Genomic DNA, 23051 nt, shown 5'->3' on the forward strand with positions numbered 1-23051 from the left:
GTTACTTTCACGGCTCTTGCTGCAAGCCTTGCGGCAGCGCTACGGTCTCGCCGGGGTCGGACCCGATCGAGCCGTAGTCGCAAGGAGTTCACGCCTGTGATACCGAGATGGCCGGTGCCTGTCGCGCGCCGCACCGTACGAGCGAGACGGGTCGCGGCCGTCACCGTGACCGCGCTCGCCGCCGCCCTCCTCCCGCCCCTGGCCGCGCGGGCCGACGCCCCGCCCGCGCCGCCGTCCGACGCGAAGCTGGCGAAGGCGGACGCCCGCCACGACCTCACCCGCGAGCAGTTCTACTTCGTCCTGCCGGACCGTTTCGCCAACGGCGACACCCGCAACGACAAGGGCGGCCTGACCGGCACCCGGCTCGCCACCGGCTACGACCCCACCGACAAGGGCTTCTACCAGGGCGGCGACCTCAAGGGTCTGGCCGACCGGCTCGACTACATCAAGGGCCTGGGCACCACCGCCATCTGGATGGCGCCCATCTTCAAGAACCAGCCCGTCCAGGGCACCGGCGAGAACGCCTCCGCCGGCTACCACGGTTACTGGATCACCGACTTCACCCAGGTCGACCCGCACTTCGGCACCAACCAGGACCTCGAGGACCTCATCGACAAGGCCCACGACAAGGGCATGAAGGTCTTCTTCGACGTCATCACCAACCACACCGCCGACGTCGTCGACTACGGGGAGAAGTCCTACGACTACCTCTCCAAGGGCGCCTTCCCGTACCTGACCAAGGACGGCGAGCCCTTCGACGACGCCGACCACGCCGACGGGGACCGCGGGTTCCCCCGCGTGGACGCCGGCTCCTTCCCGCGTACGCCGGTCGTCCCGGCGGCGAAGAAGGACCTCAAGGTCCCGAAGTGGCTCAACGACCCGGGGATGTACCACAACCGCGGCGACTCCACCTGGGCCGGCGAGTCCGCCACCCACGGCGACTTCTCCGGCCTCGACGACCTGTGGACCGAACGGCCCGAGGTCGTCGACGGCATGGAGAAGATCTACCAGCGGTGGGTGAAGGACTTCGACATCGACGGCTTCCGGATCGACACCGTGAAGCACGTCAACATGGAGTTCTGGACGCAGTGGGCGACCGCGCTCGACGCCTACGCGGCGAAGAAGGGCCGGGACGACTTCTTCATGTTCGGCGAGGTCTACTCCGCCGACACCGCCGTCACCTCCCCGTACGTCACCCAGGGCCGGCTGGACTCCACGCTGGACTTCCCCTTCCAGGACGCGGCCCGCGCCTACGCCTCCCAGGGTGGCAGCGCCGGGAAGCTGGCGGCCGTCTTCGGTGACGACTGGAAGTACACGACCGACAAGGCCAACGCGTACGAGCAGGTCACCTTCCTCGGCAACCACGACATGGGCCGCTTCGGCACCTTCCTCAAGCAGGACGCACCGGACGCGACCGACGCCCAGCTGCTGAAGAAGGCGCGGCTCGCCAACGAGCTGATGTTCCTCAACCGGGGCAACCCCGTCGTCTACTACGGCGACGAGCAGGGCTTCACCGGCGCGGGCGGCGACAAGGACGCCCGCCAGACCATGTTCGCCTCGCGCACCGCCGACTACCTGGACGACGACCAGCTCGGCACCGACCGCACTCACGCCGACGACGCCTACGACACGCGAGCACCGCTCTACCAGCAGATCAGTGCTCTCGCGAAGCTCCGCAAGGCTCACCCGGCCCTCGCCGACGGGGTCCAGACCGAGCGTTACGCGGCCGACGGCGCTGGCGTCTACGCCGTCTCCCGCACCGACGCCGGGAGCGGCACCGAGTACGTCGTCGCCTTCAACAACGCCGACGACGCCCGGAAGGCCACCTTCGCCACCGGCTCGGCCGGCATGACCTTCCGCGGTCTCTACGGCACCGACGACGACGTGAGGTCCGGCGCCGACAAGAAGGTCACCGTCACCGTGCCCGCGGGGTCGGCCGTCGTCCTCAAGGCCGCCGGGCCGCTCGCCGAGCCCGCGACCGAGCCGACGATCGCCCTCACCGCACCCGAGCCCGGCGCCACCGGCACCGTCGAGCTGACCGCCGACGTCGACGGCGGACAGCTGGGCCGGGTCGTCTTCGCCGCCCAGACCGGCGACGGCGAGTGGCGCACCCTCGGCTCCGCCGACCACGCCCCGTACAAGGTCACCCACACCGTCGCCGAGGACGTCCCGGCCGGCACCGCCCTGCGCTACAAGGCGGTCGTCGTCGACTCGGCGGGCCGTACCGCGAGCGCCACGGCCGCCTCCACGACCGGCACCCCGCCCGTCGAACAGCCGCCCACCGCCGCCTCCCGCGACCACGCGATCGTCCACTACAAGCGGGAGGACGGGAACTACGACGACTGGGGCCTGTACGCCTGGGGAGACCTCGCCGACGGCGAGGCGACCACCTGGCCCGACAGCCACCCCTTCACCGGCCGCGACGCCTACGGCGCCTTCGCCCACGTCAAGCTCGAGCCCGGCGCGAGTGACGTGAACTTCCTCGTCGTCGACAAGGACGGCGACAAGGACGTCACCGCCGACCGCACCATCGACGTCACCCGGACGGGCGAGGTGTGGATCGAGCAGGGCAAGGAGCAGGTCACCACGGAGCGGCCCGACTACCCCGCCCAGGACACCGGCAAGGCCGTACTCCACTACCACCGCGCCGACGGCGACTACGACGGCTGGGGCCTGCACGTCTGGGGCGACGCCGCGAACCCCACCGACTGGTCGAAGCCGCTGACGCCGGTGAAGACCGATCCCTATGGCGCGGTCTTCGAGGTACCGCTCACCGAGGGGGCCGACAGTCTCAGTTACATCGTCCACAAGGGCGACGAGAAGGACCTCCCCACCGACCAGGCCTTGGACCTCAAGGCCACCGGCCACGAGGTGTGGCTGGTGAGCGGCGAGGAGAAGTACCTGCTGCCGCAGCCGGCCGGCTCGGCGGCGGCCGTCGACCTCACCACCTCCAAGGCCGTCTGGATCGACCGGAACACCGTCGCCTGGAACGGCTCCGAGGGCGCCGCCTCCACCCAGCTCCTCGCCTCCCGCAGCGGCTCGGTCAAGGCCGAGGACGCGACGCTGACCACCGGCGACGACACCAGCTGGCTCCGGCTCGCCAAGACCACCCTCACCGACGCACAGAAGGAGAAGTTCCCGCACCTGGGCGAGTACACCGCCTGGTCCGTCGACCAGCGCGACCGCGACCGGGTCCGTGAGGCCCTGCGCGGCCAGGTCGTCGCCTCCCAGCGCGCCGCCAACGGCGCCGTGCTCGCGGCGACCGGCGTGCAGATCGGCGGCGTCCTGGACGACCTCTACGCGGCCGACGCGGCCAAGGCCGACCTCGGCCCGACCTTCGGCCACGGCCGCCACGGCCGCCACGGCCGGCCCACGCTGTCCGTGTGGGCGCCGACCGCGCAGAACGTACGGCTGGAGATCGGCGACCGCACGGTCCGCATGCGGCGCGACGACGACACCGGCGTCTGGTCCGCCACCGGCCCGAAGTCCTGGAAGGGCAAGGCATACCGCTACGTCGTCCAGGTGTGGGCGCCCGACGTCGGCAAGGTCGTCACCAACAAGGTCACCGACCCCTACTCGCTCGCCCTGACCACCGACTCCGAGCGCAGCCTCGTCGTCGACCTGGACGACCGCGAGCTCGCCCCGCGCGGCTGGGACCGCTACGAGAAGCCCGAGGCGGTACCGTTGCGGGACGCCCAGATCCAGGAGCTGCACATCCGCGACTTCTCCGTCGCGGACCGGACGGCGGACCCGGACCACCGGGGCACCTACCTCGCCTTCACCGACAAGAGGAGCGACGGCTCCCGGCACCTGCGCGAGCTGGCCGAGGCGGGCACCTCGTACGTCCACCTCCTGCCCGCCTTCGACATCGCCACCATCCCCGAGAAGAAGTCCGACCGGGCCACCGTCGACTGCGACCTCGCCGCGCTCCCGGCCGACTCAGACAAGCAGCAGGAGTGCGTGGCGAAGACCGCCGCCAAGGACGCCTACAACTGGGGCTACGACCCGTACCACTACACGGTCCCCGAGGGCTCCTACGCCACCGACCCGGACGGCACCGCCCGCACGGTCGAGTTCCGCGAGATGGTCAAGGCACTGAACGACGACGGCCTGCGGGTCGTCATGGACGTCGTCTACAACCACACCGCGGCGAGCGGCCAGGCGAAGACGAGCGTCCTCGACCGCATCGTGCCCGGCTACTACCAGCGGCTCCTCGCCGACGGCTCGGTGGCGAACAGCACCTGCTGCGCCAACACCGCCACCGAGAACGCCATGATGGGCAAGCTCGTCGTCGACTCGGTCGTCACCTGGGCCAGGGAGTACAAGGTCGACGGCTTCCGCTTCGACCTCATGGGCCACCACCCGAAGGCCAACATCCTCGCGGTCAGGAAGGCCCTCGACGCGCTCACCCCCAAGAAGGACGGCGTCGACGGCAAGAAGATCATCCTGTACGGCGAGGGCTGGAACTTCGGTGAGATCGCCGACGACGCCCGCTTCACGCAGGCCACCCAGAAGAACATGGCCGGCACCGGCATCGCGACCTTCTCCGACCGCGCCCGCGACGCCGTGCGCGGCGGCGGACCCTTCGACGAGGACCCCGGCGTCCAGGGCTTCGCCTCCGGTCTGTACACCGACCCCAACCCCGCCGCGGACAACGGCACCCCGGCCGAGCAGAAGGCCCGCCTGCTGCACTACCAGGACCTGATCAAGGTCGGCCTGACCGGCAACCTCGCCGGCTACACCTTCACGGACACCGACGGCAAGGAGGTCAAGGGCTCCGATGTCGACTACAACGGCGCCCCCGCCGGATACGCCGAGGCCCCGGGCGACGCCCTCGCCTACGCCGACGCCCACGACAACGAGTCCCTCTTCGACGCACTCGCCTTCAAGCTGCCGAAGGGCACGTCCGCCGACGACCGGGCCCGCATGCAGGTCCTCGCCATGGCGACCGCAGCCCTCTCCCAGGGCCCGGCGCTCTCCCAGGCCGGCACCGACCTGCTGCGCTCCAAGTCGCTCGACCGCAACTCCTACGACAGCGGCGACTGGTTCAACGCCATCCACTGGAAGTGCGCCGACGGCAACGGCTTCGGCCGCGGGTTGCCCCCGGCCGCCGACAACCAGGACAAGTGGCCGTACGCGGGGCCTCTGCTGGGCTCGGTGAAGGTCGGCTGCCCGCAGATCACGGGCGCCTCGGCGGCGTACCAGGACCTGTTGAAGATCCGGACGAGCGAGCGTGACTTCTCCCTCGCCACGGCGGGACGGGTGCAGGCCCGGCTCTCCTTCCCGCTCTCCGGGAAGGACGAGACGCCCGGGGTGATCACCATGCGGCTCGGTGACCTGGTGGTCGTCCTCAACGCCACGCCCGAGCGGCAGGAACAGCGGATCGAGGCGGCGGCCGGCACCGGCTACCGGCTGCATCCGGTGCAGGAGGCGGGCGCGGACCCGGTGGTGAAGGAGTCCTCGTACGCCGCGAAGAGCGGCACGTTCACCGTGCCGGGCCGTACGGTCGCCGTGTTCCGGCAGGGCGGCTGACCGCCGTAGGACCGCGGTGGTCTGCGGTTAGGGTGAGCCCTGCTGTTTCCTGAAACGGGAGGGCTCATGCCGCAGATCACCGTCGACTACTCCGCGCGGCTCGCGGACGACTTCGACCGGCCCGCCTTCGCGCGGGCACTGCACACCGCCGTCGTCGACATAGCGGCCGCCAAGCCGCCGGCCTGCAAGACGCAGTTCCGCCGAGGCGAGGACACCACGGTCGGCCCCGACACCGAGGGGCACGCCGTCGTGCACGTCACGCTGGGCCTGCTCGCCGGCCGCACCGACGAGACCAAGGCGCGTCTGACCGAGGCCGTCCTGGAACTGCTGAGGCAGTACGTCAAGCCCGGCGACGGTCTCGCCCTGCACGCCTCGGCGGAGGTACGCGACCTCGACCCGTCGTACCGGAAGTTCGAGAGCTAAACAGTCGGAGCGGTGAGCCGGTCGATCAGGTCCCCGAAGGGACCGTCGGCCGGCTCCTCCGCGACGACGCGGCGCAGCAGGGCGCCCATCTCCTCGTCGTGGGCGGCGCTCACCGCCGCCAGCGCGGCGAAGTCCTGCACCAGCTGCGTCTCCAGCTCCGCACGCGGCACGCGCCGTCCGTCCAGCCAGACCAGGGCCGTCGACTCGGCGAGCGAGATCCAGGAACGGACGACCAGTTCCAGACGCGCGGGCGGATCGGTGACATCCAGGTGCGAAAGGATCTGGACGTACGCGGCCTGCCGTACGGAGTCCACGAGCGCGTTGGCCGTGGACGCCGTGCTCATCGAACAGGCTCCGCCCGCGGCGACGGCCGGACCGCCGCGCATCAGCGCCGAGAAACCGGGGCCGTGCTCGTCGACGAAGTCGAAGTAGCGGCGCGTCACCCGCAGCAGCCGCGCGCCCAGCGGACCCTCGTGAGGCTCCACGAACCGGCTCGCCAGATCGTCCGAGGCGCACTGCAACGCGGCCTCGTACAGGCTGAGTTTGCCGGGAAAGTAGTGGTAGACCAGCGGTCGTGAGATGCCGGCGGCCGACGCTATCTCGTCGACGGAGAACTCGTCGGGCGAGCGGCGGCTGAAGAGATCGAGCGCGACACCTATCAGCTGCTGCCGGCGCTCCTCGACGCCCATCCTGCGGCGTACCCCGGTAGTCATACGAACACCCTACCGATCGGATCCGGCCCCGAACGGCCCGGACCGGACATCGGTGTTCTACCGCAGACCGCCGATCGTCCGCCCGTTCTCCAGGGTGCCCTTCAGCTCGGCCCGCGCACCCTGCTCGGCCTTCGTCGTCAGCAGGTTCCCGTCGGCGGAGCCGGTGACCCCGCCGGACGCCTCGACCGACCTCATGTCCCCGCCGCCGGCGGCGAGCAGGTACCAGTGCCCGCCCTCCGACTTCCACAGCACCCCGGCCAGCACCCGCGGGTCGCGCTCGCCGCACGCCGGCACATCCTGCGCCTTCGCCGCCACAGCGCCCTGTGCCCCGCCCGGCGTCCGGAACTGGGCCATCACCCGCGTCCCCGTACCCCGCCAGGTCTCGGCCCGGGTGCACACCCATTCCCCCGACCCGGTCGAGTCGGGCAATGGCTGCGACGCGAACTCCCAGGCGTTCACCGACCGGACGCCCTGCCCCCGCACCGCGCCCAGCGAGCAGGCGTACGGAGCCCAGGCGCCCAGCGCCCGAGCCCCGGCGGCGTCCTTCGCCGAGCCGGGGCGGCCGGTGGTGAGACGGGCCGGGACCAGCTCGCCGAGGTCGGTCACCAGGCGGGTGTCCGAGCCGTCGGTCAGCTCCAGCACGTTCCAGGACGTGCAGGCACCGGACTGCCGGCCCGCGGGGCTGGCCACCGTCGAGGTCACACCGTCGGTCAGCGTCAGGTCCCGCGCGTCCGAGTCCGGGTCGGTGAGGTCCCGCCAGGCCGCCTCTGTCACCCAGGGCGCCGTCAGATAGCGGACGTTGCCGTCGGCCCGGCCCAGGACCACCGCGTTCGCCCCGGCCCGGCCGGCCCCGTCGGTGCGCGCGAAGTCCAGGGCGGCGCCGGCCGTGCCGTCCTTCGGCTCGGCGTACCTGGCGATGCGCAGACCGTCGTGCAGGATCACCACGCGCGCGTTGTCGACGTTCCCGGCGTACAGCAGTCGCGGCGGGCCGGCCGGACCGCCGGTCGGGGTGCCCGGTGTCGCCGAGACCCCCACGCTTCCGCCGGGCCGGGCCCAGACGGCGAGGGCGCGGCGCAGCAGCTCCTTGTCGCCGGTGAGGTCACCGCGGGCCGGCCACACCGAGAAGTCGGTGCGCGCGGAGGTCTCCCACGCGGTGGGGGCGGCCTTCGTCAGCTTGGCGGGGTCGAGGGCGGCCTCGGCCGCCGGGTTCCGGGCGTAGGGCGGGGCGGCGGCGCCGTCCGGCCCCCAGCCGTCGCCGGGCAGCCCCAGCAGTGCCCCGCACACCACCAGGGCCGCCCCCGCGACCAGCGCGGCCTTCGTGTGCTGCCGGCGGCGCATCAGGTCGGTCGGCCGGGCCTGCAGCGAGCAGGGGTCGAACTCGGGGGAGCCGAGCAGCGCCTGCTGACCGGGCACCCCGGTGGCCTCCCGCAACGCGGCGTCCGCGTCGGTGACTCCGGCGGCCCCGAGCAACTGCCGCACGTCGCCGTCGGGAAGCTTCTCCAGGCCGCGCAGCACGTACGCCGCCCGGCCCGGCGCGGAGAGGGCGGACAACCGCTGGTCCAGGGCGAGTTCGTCGGCGCCGCCGGAGCGCGGGAAGAGCCGCAGCCCACGTACCCGGGGCAGCAGCGGCGGCAGCTGGGCCCGCTTGGGCCACGCGCGCCGCCGCAGCGGGAGGCCGGCCTCCAGCGCCGTACGGACGACCCGGAGGCGGACCAGGGCGTAAGCGGGGTCGACGTCGCGGCCCGTCGACTGGGCCGGGATGACGGGTGTCGCCGTCCGGCCGCGGGGCAGCGCGCGCTGGGTGAGGGCGTGCGCGGTCAGGACGCGGCGGCTCCGCCCGAGGCCGGGCGGCAGCACCAGGTAGGCGAGCCGGACCAGGCGCGGATAGTGCTCGACGAGCACGGCCTCGGCCTGCTCGACATCGACGACCGGACCGGTCGGGGAGGTGGAGGACGGTGCGGGGCGCGGGGCGACATCCTGTGACTGCACGTTCAGCAGAACGAGCGGACCGGTGGATGGTCACCGTGAACGGGTCAGGCCTCCGGCTCCACCAGCGCCCGCGCGTAGGCGGCCATCGACCGCTGATAGCGCGGCAGATGGGGCGCGAGGGCGCCGAGCACCAGCGACAGACCCTCGCGGTCGCGGCCCATGTCCGACAGGCAGAGCGCGAGTACGGCCCGTACGGCGTCGTCCAACTCGTCGGACGTAGGCAGGAGTTCGGGCGACAGCAGCTTGACGCCCTCCTGCGGGTGTCCGGTGTTCCGCAGGGAGCTGGAGAGCTGGATCTTCGCCCGGCGGCCCTTGTAACCGCTGACCTCGCCCAGTCGGCGCGCCAGCGCCTCGCGGTACAGCGGCACTGCCCGGTCGGAGTGGCCCGTCGAGTCCCAGGCGCAGGCACGCTCGAAGAGGCCGAGAGGACTGTCGGCGGGCAACTCGTCCGCGAGGGCGTCGATCTCCGCCCGGAAGGCGGCGGCGTCCTCCTCGGTGACGTCGCCGAACCTCGCCCACGCGGCGGTCACCCGTTCTTCCCAGTCCTGGTCCACGGCATCACTTTCGCACGGGTGTGCCCAGCGGCGTGCCCGGCTCGCTGAGTACTTCGCATCCCGCGCCCGTATCGATGAGGAGGGCCCTCGCCGGGGCTCCTCGCGGCATGTCGCCACGACGGACCGGAGGAACACATGAGGCTGACCCGACCGATGCTCGCGCTGGCCGGAGCGGCGGTACTGGCGCTGACGGGCTGCGGATCCGACGGGGACGGCGATGCGGCCGTACCCGAGACGGCGACCGGCGGCCTGGAGCACCTGGCCGCCGAGGCGAAGTGCGCCCCGGACATGCAGACCGACGCCGACACCATCCGGCAGGCCCTCTGCGAGAAGGGCGGCGAGAGGTACGTCCTCGCCACCTTCGCCACCGACCGCGGACAACGTGAATGGATCAACACGGCCAAGGACCACGGCGGTTACTACCTCGTCGGTCGCAAGTGGGTCGCCGTCGGCCACCGGGACGTCGTGGCGGACCTGCGCGGCCGGCTCGGCGGAACCCTGGAACAGGGCACGCGGCACGACGGCGGCGGCCACGCGCCGGGTCACGGCGGTCACGGCGGGCACGGCGGCTGATCATGTGCGGGGACGGCGAAGAGGGCCGGTGACGGGTGGGATCCGTCACCGGCCCTCTCCACGGGGCGCGCGACGGAACTACTGGCAGTCCTCGCCGCTGTTGATGCAGTCGACCACCTCGTTCATCAGGGCTTCGCCCATGACGTTGATGAAGTCGTTGTGATCGGTGATCGGCTTGTGCAGCTGCTCGGGGAAGCTGTCCACGGCGTACGGGTCCTGCACCACGCCGTTCTCCACGGTCGGCGTGGGGATGTCGTACACCAGGCGGACCTGCAACTGGGGGACGGCCTGGAAGCCGTTCGCGCAGCTGCCGTCCTGCTGGACGAACGCCATGTGGTCACGGTGGTTGGCGCTGTCGGTGTTCTGGCCGTCCCAGCAGCTCTGGAAGTTGGCCGTGCGCACCACCTGACTGCCCTCCGGGCAGAGCGGGTACTTGTCGGTGACCTGCCGGTCCTCGAAGCCGGTGCAGCTCCACGAACTGTTGGCGTTCGCGTCGCCGTTGGTGAAGGACTTGGCGTCACCGGTGATGACGCGCAGGAACCTCGGCATGGCGACCACGTCGCTCCGCTGGTTGCCGACGAACTTCAGCTCGGCCTGGGCCGGCTGCAGGATCCTGCCGATGTTGCCCTCGGCGCCACCGCCCAGGTCGTTCGCGTCGAACTCCTCGGTACCGTCCTGGAGCCGCAGCACCGGCCAGTAGTAGGTGGACCTGTCGCCCTGGTTCTGGCACGAGGTGTCGGCGTTTGCCAGGTCCTCGTCGCTGGAGAAGGCGTCGTTGTCCTGGTTGCCGACGTAGTCGTGCACGTGGTGTGCGCCGTTGTCGACACCCGGGGCGGCGATCAGGTTGTCACTGTTGAAGACGTCGTTCTCGTTGACACCGCAGTCCGAGGTGAAGGTGCCGGTGGAACCGCCGTCGCCGTTGGCGGCCAGGCCGTTCTGGCTATTGCGGGAGCGCGGCTCGACGTCGTCGATGTCGATGAAGTCGCCGGCCACCGGGCCGGCGACGCCGTTGCCGTTGTCGTCCTGGTTCTGACCGCCGTCCTGGTTCTGGCCATCGTCCTGGTTCTGACCGTCGCCGTCGTCCTGGCCGTCACCGTCCTGCGGCGGATCCGTCGGTCTGCCCTGGCACCGGGCCAGTTCGTCCAGGCTCTCGTCGGCCTGGCCGCCGGCCCGGTCGATCTCCAGCTGGATCCGGTCGATGAGCGCCTTCCGCCGGTCCTTGAGCGGGCCCAGAATGGCGTTCTGGACGTACCGCGCGTCACCGGCCTGCGCGCGGCGCGTGGTGGCGAGACGCTTGTAGGCGTCGGTGATCTGGCTGTCCAGCGCGGCCAGTTCGCCGTCGACCTCCCCGCGCGCCCGGTCCGGCACGTCGGAGATCTGCTGGCCGACGTCGGGACAGTCGATCGTCGCGACCTGCGCGGTGGCGGACCGCGTCCGGTTGTGCGCCGGGTTCTCCTCGTGTGCCGAGGCGCTGAAGTCGGCCCAGAGCAGGCCGCCCCCGCCGACCGCCAGGGCCGCCGCCCCGGCGACGACCTTGGTGGCCAGCGGCGTACGGCGCCTTCTTGTGTTGCGTCCCATGAGACTCCTCTGGCTTCCTTGCGGGGCATCGAGGGCGCCCGACAGGAGTGAAGCGGCTCCCCTTCATACGGAGGCCGTCCCAAGGGCGTTCACCCGTCGCGGAAATCGCCGGGTCCTGTGGGACGGGCGGGGTCGGTGACTGGGTCGGTGACGGGGTCAGCGGCCGCGGTCCAGATACGCCAGAACCGCCAGTACACGGCGGTTGTCGTCGTCCGACACCTCGAGGCTCAGCTTGGCGAAGATGTTCGCCGTGTGTTTCGCGATCGCCCGCTCCGTGACGACGAGCCTGCCCGCGATCGCCGCGTTGGTCCGTCCCTGGGCCATCAGCTCCAGCACCTCCCGCTCCCGGGGGGTGAGCCGCTCCAGCGGCCGGTCCTCCGCCGCACGCCGGCTGAGCAGTTGCTGGATGACCTGCGGGTCCATCGCCGTACCGCCCGCCGCCACCCGCCGTACCGCGTCCACGAACTGCTCCGCGTCGAACACCCGGTCCTTGAGCAGGTACCCCACCCCGCCGGCGCCGTCGGCGAGCAGCTCTCGCGCGTACAGCTGCTCCACGTGCTGGGAGAGGACCAGGACCGGCAGTCCCGGCCGCCTGCGGCGGGCCTCGAGCGCGCACTGCAGGCCCTCGTCGGTGAGCGTGGGCGGCAGGCGTACGTCGACGACGGCCACGTCCGGCTCCAGTTCGGCCAGCGCCCGGGACAGCTCGGGGCCGGTCTCGACGGCCGCGGCGATCTCGAAGTCGTGGGCCTGAAGGAGCCGGACCAGTCCGTCGCGCAGCAGGAACAGGTCTTCGGCTAGGACAACGCGCAAGGGATCTCCATGGTGACCATGGTGGGGCCGCCCGCGGGCGAGCTGACGGCCAGGACGCCGTCGAATGTACCGATCCGGCGCTCCACCCCGGCCAGGCCGGACCCCGCTCCGATCACCGCACCGCCCTTGCCGTCGTCGGTGACGGAGATACGCAGGTGACCCCCGGTGTGGTCGATGTCGACCCAGATCCGGTCGGCGCCGGAGTGCTTCACGGCGTTGGTGAGGATCTCGCTGACCGCGAAGTAGGCGGCGGACTCAACGGGAGCGTCGGCACGGCGGGGCAGGTCCACGTCGACCTCGACGGCGACGGGCAGCCGCAGCGCCAGGGCCCGTACGGCGTCGCCCAGGCCGCGTTCGGCGAGCACCGGCGGGTGGATGCCGCGCACCAGCTCACGCAGCTCGGTCAGGGCGTCTGCGGAGGACTGGCGGGCCTGCGCGAGGAGTTCACGGGCCTGTGCCGGGTTCTTCTCCATCAGCGTCTCGATGGTCCCGAGGTCCATGCCCATGGCGACCAGCCGGGCCTGCGCCCCGTCGTGCAGGTCCCGTTCGATGCGGCGCAGCTCGGCGGCGGAGGTGTCGACCGCGTCGCGGCGGGTCTCGGTCAGGACGCGCACCCGCTGGGCGAGTTCCTCTTGGTCCGAGCCGAGGACCGCGCCGGTGAGCAGGAAGTGGGCGCGCAGCAGGAGCGGGCCGAGCCAGTACGCGGCGACGAGGAGGACCGCGCCCAGGGCTGCGGCGTAGAGCGCGGTGGTCTGGTCGGAGACGGGCACGAAGCCGTACCAGTAGGTGTCGGACCAGACCCGCCACAGCCCGGCCGCGATCACGAACCCCTCCAGCGGGTAGAGCGGCAGCGCGAAGGCCAGCAGCGCGGTGACGAAGCCCGCCGTCATGTCGACCGGGAGCCAGAGGAAGTCCCGCCAGGTCGCCGGGTCGCCGAGCATTCCGAAGGTGCGCGCCCACGGATTGGCGTTCTCGGGCAGCGGCCGGTACGCCCGCTGGATCCGCACCCCGCCCCACTCGGCGGCGAGCAGCCGCCGCCAGTCCGCGAACATCCGCACACCCGTCAGCACCCACGGCGTGGTGACGAGACCGATCCCGATCGGGATGAGCGCGACGGACACGAGGGTCAGCGTGAAGCAGAGCACCGCGCCGGGCAGCGAGATGAATGCCAACGCCAGTCCCCGCACGGCCGACAGCGCCATGTCGCCTGTCCGTGACCGTGTCCGCCGGTCGGTCTTCCGGGCGCCGCGCTTCGTCTCGATGTCCATGCCGTCAGTCTTACCGACGCGGCGGCACGGGGCACTGGGCCGAACCCCCCGGTCAGGAGGTGGTGCCAGGTACACCTTCGCCGGGAGCGGTCCCGCCGGCCGCGAGGACCTTCGCCTCCGTCTCGGGGTCCAGTCCGACCGGCGGCCGGTCCGGACGCCGCGGCGCCGTGCCGCCGATGTCCCGCAGCCAGGTCCAGGTGTCGGTGACGGTGTCACCGGCCGGCCGGCAGCTCAGGCCCGTCGCCAGCGCCCGGGAGACGTCCGCGCCGTGCAGGGCGTCGTGCAGGTCGCTGCCCGGCGGTGTCCACACCGGTAGTTGCGTCCATGGCTCGACGCCGGCGGCGAGGACGTCGTCGGGGGCGGTCCAGCGCAGCTCGGCCGGGCCGCCCGTGGCCGTGACGCAGGCTTCGAGCAGGGCGCCCATGGTGGTGTGTCCCGGTGGGGAGACCAGGTTGTACGGGCCGCTCAGCTCCCGCTCCACCGCGCCGAGCACCCAGTCGGTGAGGTCGCGGACGTCGACGTACTGGAGGGGGAGGTCCCGCGGGCCCGGCGCGAGCACCGGGCCGCCGCGTGCGACGCGGTTCAGCCACCACGGCAGCCGCCCGATGTTCTCGTACGGGCCGAGGATCAGCCCGGAGCGGACCAGCACCGAGCGGTCCGCGCCGAAGGCGTCCAGGACGGCCAGTTCGGCGCCCCGCTTGTCGCGGGCGTAGTCGGTCTGCCCGGCGTCCGCCGAGGCGCCCTCGACGAGCGGGGCGTCCTCGGTGTACCCGGCGGGCGGGGCCCAGGCGTACACCGAGCAGCTAGACACGTACACGTACCGACCGGCACGGTCCCGCAGCAGCCGCGCCGTGTCCCGCACCGCGTGGGGCGCCGCCGACCAGGTGTCGACCACGGCGTCCCACGTGCCGTCGGCCAGGGCGGCGAGCCCGTCGGGTGCGGTGCGGTCGCCGCGCAGTGTCCGCACCCCGGGCGGCGGCGCGTGCCGGCCGCGGTGGAAGACGGTCACCTCCCAGCCGCGTCCGAGCGCCGCCTCCACCACGGCCCGCCCCACGAACTCCGTACCGCCCAGCACCAGAAGTCTCATGCGGGTCACTGTGCCCGGTCCGGGGGCCGCGCGGAACGCCCGTCTGCCGACAGCAGAAGCCCGGCGTCCCTCCGGCGCGAAGGGGCGCCCACCGTCGCGCGAAGGGGCGTCCACCGTCGTGGTGGACGCCCCGGTACGCGAGTCGGGCCCGGTTCAGACCTGGCCGGCCTTCTCCAGCGCGGTGCAGCAAGTGTCCACCATCAGGCGGGTCACCACGTACGGGTCGACGTTGGCGTTCGGACGGCGGTCCTCGATGTAGCCCTTGCCGTCCTTCTCGACCTGCCACGGGATGCGGACCGAGGCGGCGCGGTCGGAGACGCCGTACGAGTACTCGTTCCACGGGGCGGTCTCGTGCAGGCCGGTCAGGCGGTCGTCGATGCCGGCGCCGTAGTTCTTGACGTGGTCCATCGGCTTGGAGCCCTCGCCGAGCGACTCGCAGGCGGTGATGATCGCCTCGTAGCCCTCGCGCATCGCCTTGGTGGAGAAGTTGGTGTGCGCGCCCGCGCCGTTCCAGTCGCCCTTGACCGGCTTGGGGTCCAGAGTGGCGGTGACCTCGTAGTCCTCGGCGGTGCGGTAGAGCAGCCAGCGGGCCACCCACAGCTGGTCGGAGACCTCCAGCGGCGCCAGCGGGCCGACCTGGAACTCCCACTGGCCCGGCATGACCTCGGCGTTGATGCCGGAGATGCCGAGGCCCGCCTTCAGGCAGTTGTCCAGGTGCGCCTCGACGATGTCCCGGCCGAAGATCTCGTCCGAGCCGACACCGCAGTAGTAGCCGCCCTGCGCGGCCGGGAAGCCGCCCTCGGGGAAGCCGAGCGGGCGGGCGCCCTTGAAGAAGGTGTACTCCTGCTCGATGCCGAAGATCGGCTCCTGCACGGCGAACCGCTCGGCGAGCTCGGCCAGCGCGGCGCGGGTGTTGGTCGGGTGCGGCGTCATGTCCGTGTCGAGGACCTCGCACAGCACCAGGACGTCGTCGTCGCCGCCGCGGATCGGGTCGGGGCAGGAGAAGACCGGCTTGAGCACACAGTCCGAGGAGCGGCCCTCGGCCTGGTTGGTGGAGGACCCGTCGAAGCCCCAGACCGGGAGCGCGTCCAGACCGGCGGGAGCGTCCGTGATGATCTTCGTCTTGGAACGGAGCTTGGCCGTCGGCTCGGTGCCGTCGATCCAGATGTACTCGGCCTTGAAGGTCACGGGGACACATCCTTCGGGGTGGGTCTGGGCGTACCGCGGGTGCCGCGGCGCTGCGGCACCCTGGGCGCCGCGTCTGCTGCCGTGCAGCGTGCCAACGGGCGATTTCCCGTCCGTTGCCCGTATGTGAACCCCGTGTTACCCGGGATCGGTGTGGCGCGTCTCTCACGGCGTGCCCCCCGGGCGCCGCCCGCCGCCTCCCGTACGCCGGTCAGGGCGGGGCGCGAGTCACCGCCTAACGGGACAGAGCATCTCGAACCGCCTCGTCGGTGCGGCCCACCACGGCCGTCCCGTCGTCCGCCGTGATGATCGGGCGCTGGATCAGCTTCGGGTGCTCGGCGAGCGCCGTGACCCAGCGGCCGCGTGACGCCTCGTCACGGGGCCAGTCCTCCAGGCCCAGTTCCTTGCCGACCGGCTCCTGGGTGCGGGTGATGTCCCACGGCTCGAGGCCGAGACGGGCGAGTACCCCGCGGATCTCGTCCTCGCTCGGCACGTCCTCCAGGTAGCGGCGGACGGTGTAGTCCGCGCCCTCGGCGTCGAGCAGGCTGATCGCGCTGCGGCACTTCGAACAGGCCGGGTTGATCCAGATCTCCATGCCGACACGGTAGCCCGAGGGGTGCGGAAACCCGTTCGCCCCGTGTGTCACAACGACCTCGAAAGCCCTTGTGGCCAGGGGCTTTTGTCAGTGGTGGGCGGTAAAATAAAAGCAGTGTTCGAGGGTGTCGCCGGGGGGTCCGGACGGCGCCCTGACCGCGACAGGAGGATGCCCGTGCCCGCTGCCGCACTGAAGCCGAAGCCGTTGCCCACCCAGTCCACCGCCAAGCGGCCCGTCCTGCTCGACTCGCCGTACGAACCCGTGGCGAAGCGTCCGCTGCCGGCCGGCCGCCCCCGCGAGTGGTACGTCACGCACAACCGCCGCCTCAAGGCGATGCGGCTCGCCATCGCCCTGCTCGACTCCGGTGTCCACCTGCCCGACCACGCCCGCAACGAGAGGATCCGCACCACGGCGCGGGAGATCGGCGTCCACCCGCCGTCGGACATCACGTGCCACATGGTGCGGGCGTTCATGCGCTACAACCGCTGAGCGCGTCACCGCCCACCGCTACTGCCACCACCGTCACCGTCGCCGGGCGCCCCCGGTCCATGAGGCGCCCGGGGACGCCGTGCCGCACGCCGGCCGGCGCTGAGGCAGTATGGGCGCGTGGGGGTACCGCCCTCATCGCGAAGTCTCCACGGTCCCGCGGCACTTGTGCCGCGGGACACGCGGTTGCGTCCGCGGCGGGAGGGACCGGAGGGGAAAGGCACGACGGTTGACTGAGGAGAGGACGGTTCCGGTCCCGTCGGCCTGGATGACGCTGTCCGGCCGCTACGGACGCGCCGTCGCCCGGGCGGGCGACACGGGTATGGCTCTGGTGGTCCTGGTGGCCACCTGGTACTACGACGGTGAGTACGACCTGCTGCTGGGCTGGCTGATGGCACTGTGCCTGCTGGCCCGCAGACGGTACCCCGGCACGGTGATGGCGGTCGTCCTCGCGCTGAGCGCCGTCCAACTCGCCCTGCACGACGTGCCCGAGCAGCCACTGGCGTCGGCGCCCGCCGCGTACGACGCGGCCGTGCTGTTCGCCATGCTGTCGGTCGTCCACCATTCCCGGACCACCTGGATGCCGTATCTCGCGGGCGCGGTGGTGCTGCTGGTCACGACGGCCGGGACGGTGGGGATGCCGCCCCTCGGCATCGAGTCGTTCGTCGACCTCGAATCACTTCCCATCTTCTGGGGACTGACGCTGACGGTCTGGCTGACGGCCTTCACCCTGAACACGAGGCGTCTGTACGCCGAGAGCCAGGCGGCCCGCGCCTGGCACGCCGAACGGGACCAGGAGCAGCGGGTCCGGCTGGCCGCAGCCCGGGAGCGGGCCGACATCGCCCGTGAACTGCACGATGTGGTGGCGCACAGCCTGGCCGTGATGATCCTTCAGGCCGACGGCGCCGAGTCGGTGCTGCGCAAGTCGCCGGACATGGCGGAGTCCGCGCTGAAGACGATCGCCGCCACCGGCCGGGACGCGATCGACGACATGCACCGCATCGTGCGGGTGCTGCGCGAGGGGAACCCGGACTCCGGCGACCCGGGCTCCGCCGACGGCGGCCCGCCACGGCGCCTGGTCACCCTCGACGAGATCGAGGTCGTCGCCGAACGCGCACGGGCCGCCGGGCTGACCGTGGACGTGTCGGTCGAGGTCGGCGAAGGACGGCTGTCACCGGCGGAGGAGATGACCGCCTTCCGGATCGTCCAGGAGTGCCTCACCAACGTGCTCCGCCACGCCGGCGCCGGCGCCGGGGTCGACATCCGGCTCCGTGAGGAGCGGGACACACTGCTGATCAGCGTGGTCGACGACGGAGCCGGCACCTTCGCCGGCCGCGGCGTCGGCGGAGACCTGGGAGGGAACGGACTCGTCGGCATGCGGGAGCGGGCGGAACTCGCCGGCGGCACCTTCGAGGCAGGCCCCCGGCTCGGCAACGGATGGCACGTACGTGCCTCGATTCCGACAAGGACCAAGTGATGACGCAGGCGGACAGGGCGATCCGGGTGGCCGTGGTGGACGACCAGCCGTTGATCCGGGCCGGTTTCTCCATGGTGCTGGCCGGTCAGGACGACATCGAGGTCGTCGGTGAGGCGGAGAACGGGGCGGACGCCCTCGACCTGTTGCGAAAGGTCGAGGCGGACGTCGTCATCATGGACATCCGCATGCCCGTCATGGACGGCATCCAGGCCACCGAGCAGCTGATGCGGATGGACGAGCCGCCCGGCGTGCTGGTGCTGACCACCTTCGACAACGACGAGGACGCGTTCGCGGCGCTGCGCGCCGGAGCCGGCGGCTTCCTGCTGAAGAACGCCCCCGCCGCCGAGGTCGTGAACGCCATCCGGGTCCTGGCCGCGGGGGAGTCGGTGGTGGCACCGCGTATCACCCGGCTGCTCCTCGACCGGGTCTCCGACCGACTGGGACCGTCGAACGGACAGGCCGGACGGCTGGACGCCCTCACCGCGCGCGAGCGGGACGTACTCGCCCTGGTCGCCCGGGGACGGTCCAACGCCGAGATCGCGGCGGACCTGTATGTCGCGGAGGCCACGGTGAAGACCCACCTGGGCAACCTCATGGCGAAGCTGCACCTGCGGGACCGAGCCCAGGCCGTCGTGTTCGCCTATGAGTCCGGGCTGGTCCGTCCCTCCCCCTGAGGGGGCAGAGGCGGCCCCGGGTCCTGCCACTGAGGGTGCAGGACCCACCCCGTCCGGGGTACCGGATCCGCCGCCCCGCATCTCAAATTCGTGGCCGATGTCCGGCGGGCCCCCGAAAAGCAGACTTCTCACTGTCGCCGAAACGCGGCCGAGAAGACACCGGAGGACCCGATGAACGCCATGCCCACCACGCCCACCATGTCCGCCACGCCGAACCGCAAGCGGAACCGTCTCGTCGTCGCGGCGATCACCGCCGTGACCGCCGCGGCCCTGCTCGCCGGGGCGGCGTACTGGTGGCAGGGCCGCGACGAGCTCAGCCAGGCGTCGGCCGACGACTGCCGGTTGGCGCAGCGCATCGTCACCGAGGCCGAGGAGATCTCCACCGGCCCCGTTCCGGCCGCGGAGAAGTGGTGGCGGGAAATCGGCGACGAGCGCCGCGCGCAGATGAAGGACGGCTACCTCGGGGCCAAGGTCTCCACGTACGAGGGGTGGGCGGTCGAGACCGCCAAGAATTCCCCCGAAGCGCCGTCCGCGAAGGACGTGGAGAAGCTCCAGGACGAGGCGCGCGGCCACTGCTCGGACTCCGGCGTCACCCTGTCCATGCCGCCGCTCGGCTCCTGACCCGGACCGCGGGAACCGCCCCCATGGCACTCCACACCGCCGACCGCGACCACGTACCGGACGACGTCATCACCGCCACCGCCCTGGTGAAGACCTACCGTCAGGGCACCGCGGAGGTCCGGGCCCTCGACGAGGTGTCCGTCGGTATCCGGCGCGCCCGGTTCACCGCCGTCGTCGGCCCCTCCGGGTCCGGGAAGTCGACACTGATGCACTGCGTCGCCGGACTCGACACCGTCTCCTCCGGCAGCGTCGTGCTGGACGGGACGGAGATCACCGGGCTGTCCGACCGGCAGCTGACCCGGGTGCGCCGGGAGCGGATCGGGTTCGTCTTCCAGTCGTTCAACCTGCTGCCGCAGCTGACGGCCCACGAGAACATCGTGCTGCCCGTCACCCTGTCCGGCAAGCGCCCCGAACGCGGCCTGGTGAGACACCTCTGCGAAGTCCTCGGCATCGCCGACCGGTTGTCGCACCGCCCCGCCGAACTCTCCGGAGGTCAGCAGCAGAGGGTCGCCGTCGCACGGGCGCTGGTGGCCCGGCCGGCCGTGCTCTTCGCCGACGAACCCACCGGCAACCTCGACTCCCGGGCCGGAGCCGAAGTCCTCACCATGCTGCGCAGGTCCGTCGACGACCTCGGCCAGACGGTGGTGATGGTCACCCACGACCCCGCGGCCGCGCGGTACGCCGACCGGGTGCTGACCCTCGCGGACGGACGCGTGGTGAAGGACGAACACACGAACCCCTCCGGACCGGCCGCCGCACCCGCCACCGACGTCATGGGGAGGCGGCGATGAGCAAGGCGGCGACGAGTACGCCGTGGCGTGCGACCGTCCTGGGCTCCCAGGTGGCGGAACTCCTCAGGCGGCCCGGACGGTTCGCGGCGACCGGGCTGTCGCTGCTGATCGCGGCGTTCGTCGTCTTCGGGACCGTCATGGCCCAGGAGATCATCTCCGCGACCGTCGTCGAGAGGTTCCGCGGAACACCCGAAGCGGTGTCGGTCGTGGTCACCCCCGGCGACGACGGGGAGGACATCGGCGAGGACCGTCTCCGTGAGATCCGGAAGACGCCCTCGGTCGCCGAGGCCGTCGGCCGGATCGACGGCGGCAGTCCGCTGGACGGCAGCGCCGTCGAACGCTACCTCGAACTGTCCGCGGACCCCGGCACCGGCGCCCTGGCGGAAGTGCGACTGGTCACCGGCACCTACCCCTCCGGCCGGGGCCGGCTCGCCGTCAACACGCAGGCCGCGCGGGAGTACGGACTCGCGCCCGGATCCTCGCTCACCCTGCTGCGGCCCGAACCCGACGGCGACGGCACCCGGCGGGTGACGGTCGAGGTCAGCGGCATCGTCCGCAGCACCGCCACGGACGACGCGCGGCCCACCGGATACGCCCCCGGCCCCCACCTCGGGGAGCTGCTCGGCGTGACGGGCTACTCCCGCGTCGACATCCGCACCGACACCGCGTCCTCCGCGTCCTCCGCGTCCTCCGCGTCCTCCGCGTCCCCTGGGTCCTCTGGGTCCGGTTCCGCGTCGGCGCAGCTGGCGGAGCGGATCCGGCAGGCGGTGCCCGGAGCGCAGGTGCGGTCCGGCGACGAGGTGCGCGACCAGGAGGCCCGGGAGGCGGTGGCGGAGGCGAAGGACGTCCTGGAGCTGTTCACCGCCTTCCTCGCCGTCGCCGTCGGCGCGGCCGTTCTCGTCGCGACCTCCACCTTCCGCATCGTCTTCGCACGCCGCGTACGCCAGCTGGCACTGCTGCGCGCCATCGGGGCGAGTCCGCGACGGATCGCCGCCGCGCTCGTCGCCGAAGGGGCGGTGGTAGGCCTGCTGGCCGGCGCGACCGGGGTACTGGCGGCCTGGGGCTGCGGCCAGCTCGTCCCGCCGCTCGCCCGCCGGTTCGGGCACGAGCTGTTCGCCTCCCCCCACCTCCCGCTGACGGAGGCCGTCCTCACCGTCGCCGGCACCGGCCTCCTGGCGGTCCTTGCGGTCCTGGCCCCGTCCCTGGCCGCCTCACGGGTCTCCCCGCTGGAGGCACTGCGCAGCGCGGCGTCCGGCGAGTCCACGGCGAGCGGCATCGGCCGGACCCTGCTGGGTCTGCTGTGCGCGGCGGGCGCCGCGCTCCTGGCCTGGCAGCAGTACGACGGGCTGCCCCGGCCGGGCGACACGGAGTACGACCGGTTCGCGGCGCTGACCCTCGTGGTGCTCTCGGGAGGGCTGGCCTTCCTGGCCCTGATCGCCCTCGGACCCCGGCTGGTCCGGCCGGTACTGTCGGCCCTCGCCGTGCCGCTGCGCCGCACCGGTGCGGCCGGCCGGCTCGCGGTCGCGGGAGTGGGCGGCGCGCCGGGCAGGGCGGCCTCGGTCTCGGTCGTCGTGGCCCTCGGCGTCTGCCTGGTCGGCTCCACCCTGACCTGCCTCGCCTCCCTGAGCGCCTACGAGCGGTACCGGCAGGCGGTGGAGGCGCCCGCCGACTTCTCCCTGTACGCCAGGGACAGCGAGTCGCTGGACCGGTCGCTGGCCGCCGATCTGGCCTCCCACCCCGAACTAACCGACGTGACCGCGTTCCGCACGGCGGAGGTCGTCGAGAGCACCCGCGGCGCCACGGTCTCCGACCTCGACCTGGACACCGTCCGTTCCGGGGTGGGCCTGACCGCCCGCACCGGCTCCCTCGGCGACCTCGGACCCGCCCACGTCGTCGTGGACGCCGACCACGCCCACCGGCTCGGGGTCCGGGCGGGCGACCGTGTGACGCTGGAGTTCGAGGGCCGTCCCGTCCGCCTCACCGTGGCGGCGACCCTGCCCGGAGCAGGCCCCTACGGAGGGAACTTCTTCGTCCCGACGGCGGATCTCACCCGTATGGGAGCGGACGCGGCGCCCACCACGGTCACCGCCAACGCCTCGGAGGACGGCGCCCCGGGGCGGATACGCGCACAGCGGGCCATCACCGACACGCTGACCGGCCCGGAGCGCGGCGACGGCCGCGTCGTCGCCGAGGAGTCGGCCGGACAGGCCGGAGGATCGGACGACCTGCGGACGATGGCCACGACAGTGATCATGGTCCTGGGACTGACCGTCCTGGTGGCGGTCGCCGGAGTCGCGACGACGGCGAGCCTCACCGTCGTCGAACGGAAGCGCGAGTTCGGGCTGCTGCGCGCCCTGGGGCTCAACGGGGCGGCCGTGCACCGCATGGTCACGGTGGAGTGCGCACTCTACGGAGTACTGGGCGGGATCCTCGGTCTGGCCCTCGGTATGCCGTACTCCTGGCTGGTGGTCCGTGTCGCCGAGACGAGCGCCCCGTTCAGCGTGCCGGCCGGGGAACTCGCGGCGGTTTTCACCGCCCTCGTCCTGGTGACCGCCGCCGCGGGAACGGTGCCGGCCCTCCGGGCCTCCCGGACCTCACCGACGGTCGCGGTCGCCCGGAGCGAGTAGTTCCCTCGGGTGTCGGGTGTCGGGTGCCCGGGTCACTGCCGCCGCCGTCGCGGGCTGCCGCCGCGAGG

18 protein-coding genes are annotated in these 23051 nt (G+C 72.2%); 9 read left to right on the forward strand and 9 right to left on the reverse strand.

Going from position 1 to position 23051, the window contains the following annotated elements:
* Positions 1-96: 96 nt before the first annotated feature.
* A complete protein-coding gene (pulA, locus tag ABEA26_RS20570; RefSeq protein ID WP_345594242.1) occupies positions 97-5532 on the forward strand; it encodes a pullulanase-type alpha-1,6-glucosidase in 5436 nt (1811 codons plus the stop codon).
* A gap of 66 nt (positions 5533-5598) precedes the next feature.
* Positions 5599-5955, forward strand: coding sequence for a 5-carboxymethyl-2-hydroxymuconate Delta-isomerase (locus tag ABEA26_RS20575; protein ID WP_345594244.1), 357 nt, complete (start codon positions 5599-5601; stop codon positions 5953-5955).
* Here ABEA26_RS20575 and ABEA26_RS20580 read toward each other — a convergent pair.
* The 3 genes from ABEA26_RS20580 to ABEA26_RS20590 are packed head-to-tail and all read right to left on the reverse strand — an operon-like array spanning position 5952 to position 9211.
* A complete protein-coding gene (locus ABEA26_RS20580) occupies positions 5952-6668 on the reverse strand; it encodes a TetR/AcrR family transcriptional regulator (RefSeq protein WP_345594246.1) in 717 nt (238 codons plus the stop codon). The genes ABEA26_RS20575 and ABEA26_RS20580 overlap by 4 nt on opposite strands.
* A gap of 57 nt (positions 6669-6725) precedes the next feature.
* Entirely contained in the window at positions 6726-8657 is a 1932-nt protein-coding gene (locus tag ABEA26_RS20585; RefSeq protein WP_345594247.1) for a hypothetical protein, read from the reverse strand.
* A gap of 44 nt (positions 8658-8701) precedes the next feature.
* Positions 8702-9211 (reverse strand): tetratricopeptide repeat protein, encoded by a 510-nt coding sequence (locus tag ABEA26_RS20590; protein ID WP_345594249.1) that lies wholly within the window; start codon positions 9209-9211, stop codon positions 8702-8704.
* A 135-nt stretch (positions 9212-9346) separates the two neighbouring features.
* On the opposite strand from ABEA26_RS20590, the gene ABEA26_RS20595 reads away from it, so the two are divergent.
* Entirely contained in the window at positions 9347-9784 is a 438-nt protein-coding gene (locus tag ABEA26_RS20595) for a hypothetical protein (protein ID WP_345594250.1), read from the forward strand.
* Between the two features lie 78 nt (positions 9785-9862).
* On the opposite strand, the gene ABEA26_RS20600 is transcribed toward ABEA26_RS20595, so the two are convergent.
* The 6 genes from ABEA26_RS20600 to ABEA26_RS20625 all read right to left on the reverse strand — a co-directional run bounded on the left by ABEA26_RS20600 (position 9863) and on the right by ABEA26_RS20625 (position 16307).
* Complete coding sequence (locus tag ABEA26_RS20600) at positions 9863-11362, reverse strand: DUF1996 domain-containing protein (protein ID WP_345594251.1); 1500 nt, start codon at positions 11360-11362, stop codon at positions 9863-9865.
* A 156-nt stretch (positions 11363-11518) separates the two neighbouring features.
* Entirely contained in the window at positions 11519-12172 is a 654-nt protein-coding gene (locus tag ABEA26_RS20605) for a LuxR C-terminal-related transcriptional regulator (protein ID WP_345594252.1), read from the reverse strand.
* Complete coding sequence (locus tag ABEA26_RS20610; protein ID WP_345594253.1) at positions 12157-13440, reverse strand: sensor histidine kinase; 1284 nt, start codon at positions 13438-13440, stop codon at positions 12157-12159. Before ABEA26_RS20610 ends, ABEA26_RS20605 begins: the two co-directional genes overlap by 16 nt.
* Before the next feature lie 52 nt (positions 13441-13492).
* The gene (locus tag ABEA26_RS20615) at positions 13493-14527 is read right to left on the reverse strand and encodes an SDR family oxidoreductase (RefSeq protein ID WP_345594254.1); all 1035 of its coding nucleotides are present in this window, start codon (positions 14525-14527) and stop codon (positions 13493-13495) included.
* A 153-nt stretch (positions 14528-14680) separates the two neighbouring features.
* Complete coding sequence (gene glnII / locus ABEA26_RS20620) at positions 14681-15715, reverse strand: glutamine synthetase (protein ID WP_345594256.1); 1035 nt, start codon at positions 15713-15715, stop codon at positions 14681-14683.
* 232 nt (positions 15716-15947) lie between these two features.
* Entirely contained in the window at positions 15948-16307 is a 360-nt protein-coding gene (locus tag ABEA26_RS20625; RefSeq protein WP_345594258.1) for an arsenate reductase family protein, read from the reverse strand.
* Positions 16308-16481: 174 nt separating this feature from the next.
* On the opposite strand from ABEA26_RS20625, the gene ABEA26_RS20630 reads away from it, so the two are divergent.
* From ABEA26_RS20630 to ABEA26_RS20655, 6 genes are all read left to right on the forward strand, one after another.
* Positions 16482-16796: a hypothetical protein gene (locus ABEA26_RS20630; RefSeq protein ID WP_345594259.1), complete on the forward strand. Its 315-nt coding sequence runs from the start codon at positions 16482-16484 to the stop codon at positions 16794-16796.
* 265 nt (positions 16797-17061) lie between these two features.
* On the forward strand, positions 17062-18270 hold the full coding sequence (locus tag ABEA26_RS20635; protein ID WP_345594260.1) for a sensor histidine kinase: 1209 nt from the start codon (positions 17062-17064) through the stop codon (positions 18268-18270).
* Positions 18270-18944 carry a response regulator gene (locus tag ABEA26_RS20640; protein WP_345594262.1) on the forward strand — a complete coding sequence of 225 codons (675 nt, stop codon included), beginning with the start codon at positions 18270-18272 and terminating at the stop codon, positions 18942-18944. The genes ABEA26_RS20635 and ABEA26_RS20640 overlap by 1 nt, the downstream gene beginning before the upstream one ends.
* A gap of 171 nt (positions 18945-19115) precedes the next feature.
* On the forward strand, positions 19116-19565 hold the full coding sequence (locus ABEA26_RS20645) for a hypothetical protein (protein ID WP_345594263.1): 450 nt from the start codon (positions 19116-19118) through the stop codon (positions 19563-19565).
* Positions 19566-19588: 23 nt separating this feature from the next.
* Positions 19589-20356 carry an ABC transporter ATP-binding protein gene (locus ABEA26_RS20650; RefSeq protein WP_345594265.1) on the forward strand — a complete coding sequence of 256 codons (768 nt, stop codon included), beginning with the start codon at positions 19589-19591 and terminating at the stop codon, positions 20354-20356.
* A complete protein-coding gene (locus ABEA26_RS20655) occupies positions 20353-22983 on the forward strand; it encodes an ABC transporter permease (RefSeq protein WP_345594266.1) in 2631 nt (876 codons plus the stop codon). Before ABEA26_RS20650 ends, ABEA26_RS20655 begins: the two co-directional genes overlap by 4 nt.
* Positions 22984-23051: the final 68 nt, after the last annotated feature.

Source organism: Streptomyces marokkonensis, from assembly GCF_039539045.1.
Lineage (GTDB): Bacteria > Actinomycetota > Actinomycetes > Streptomycetales > Streptomycetaceae > Streptomyces > Streptomyces marokkonensis.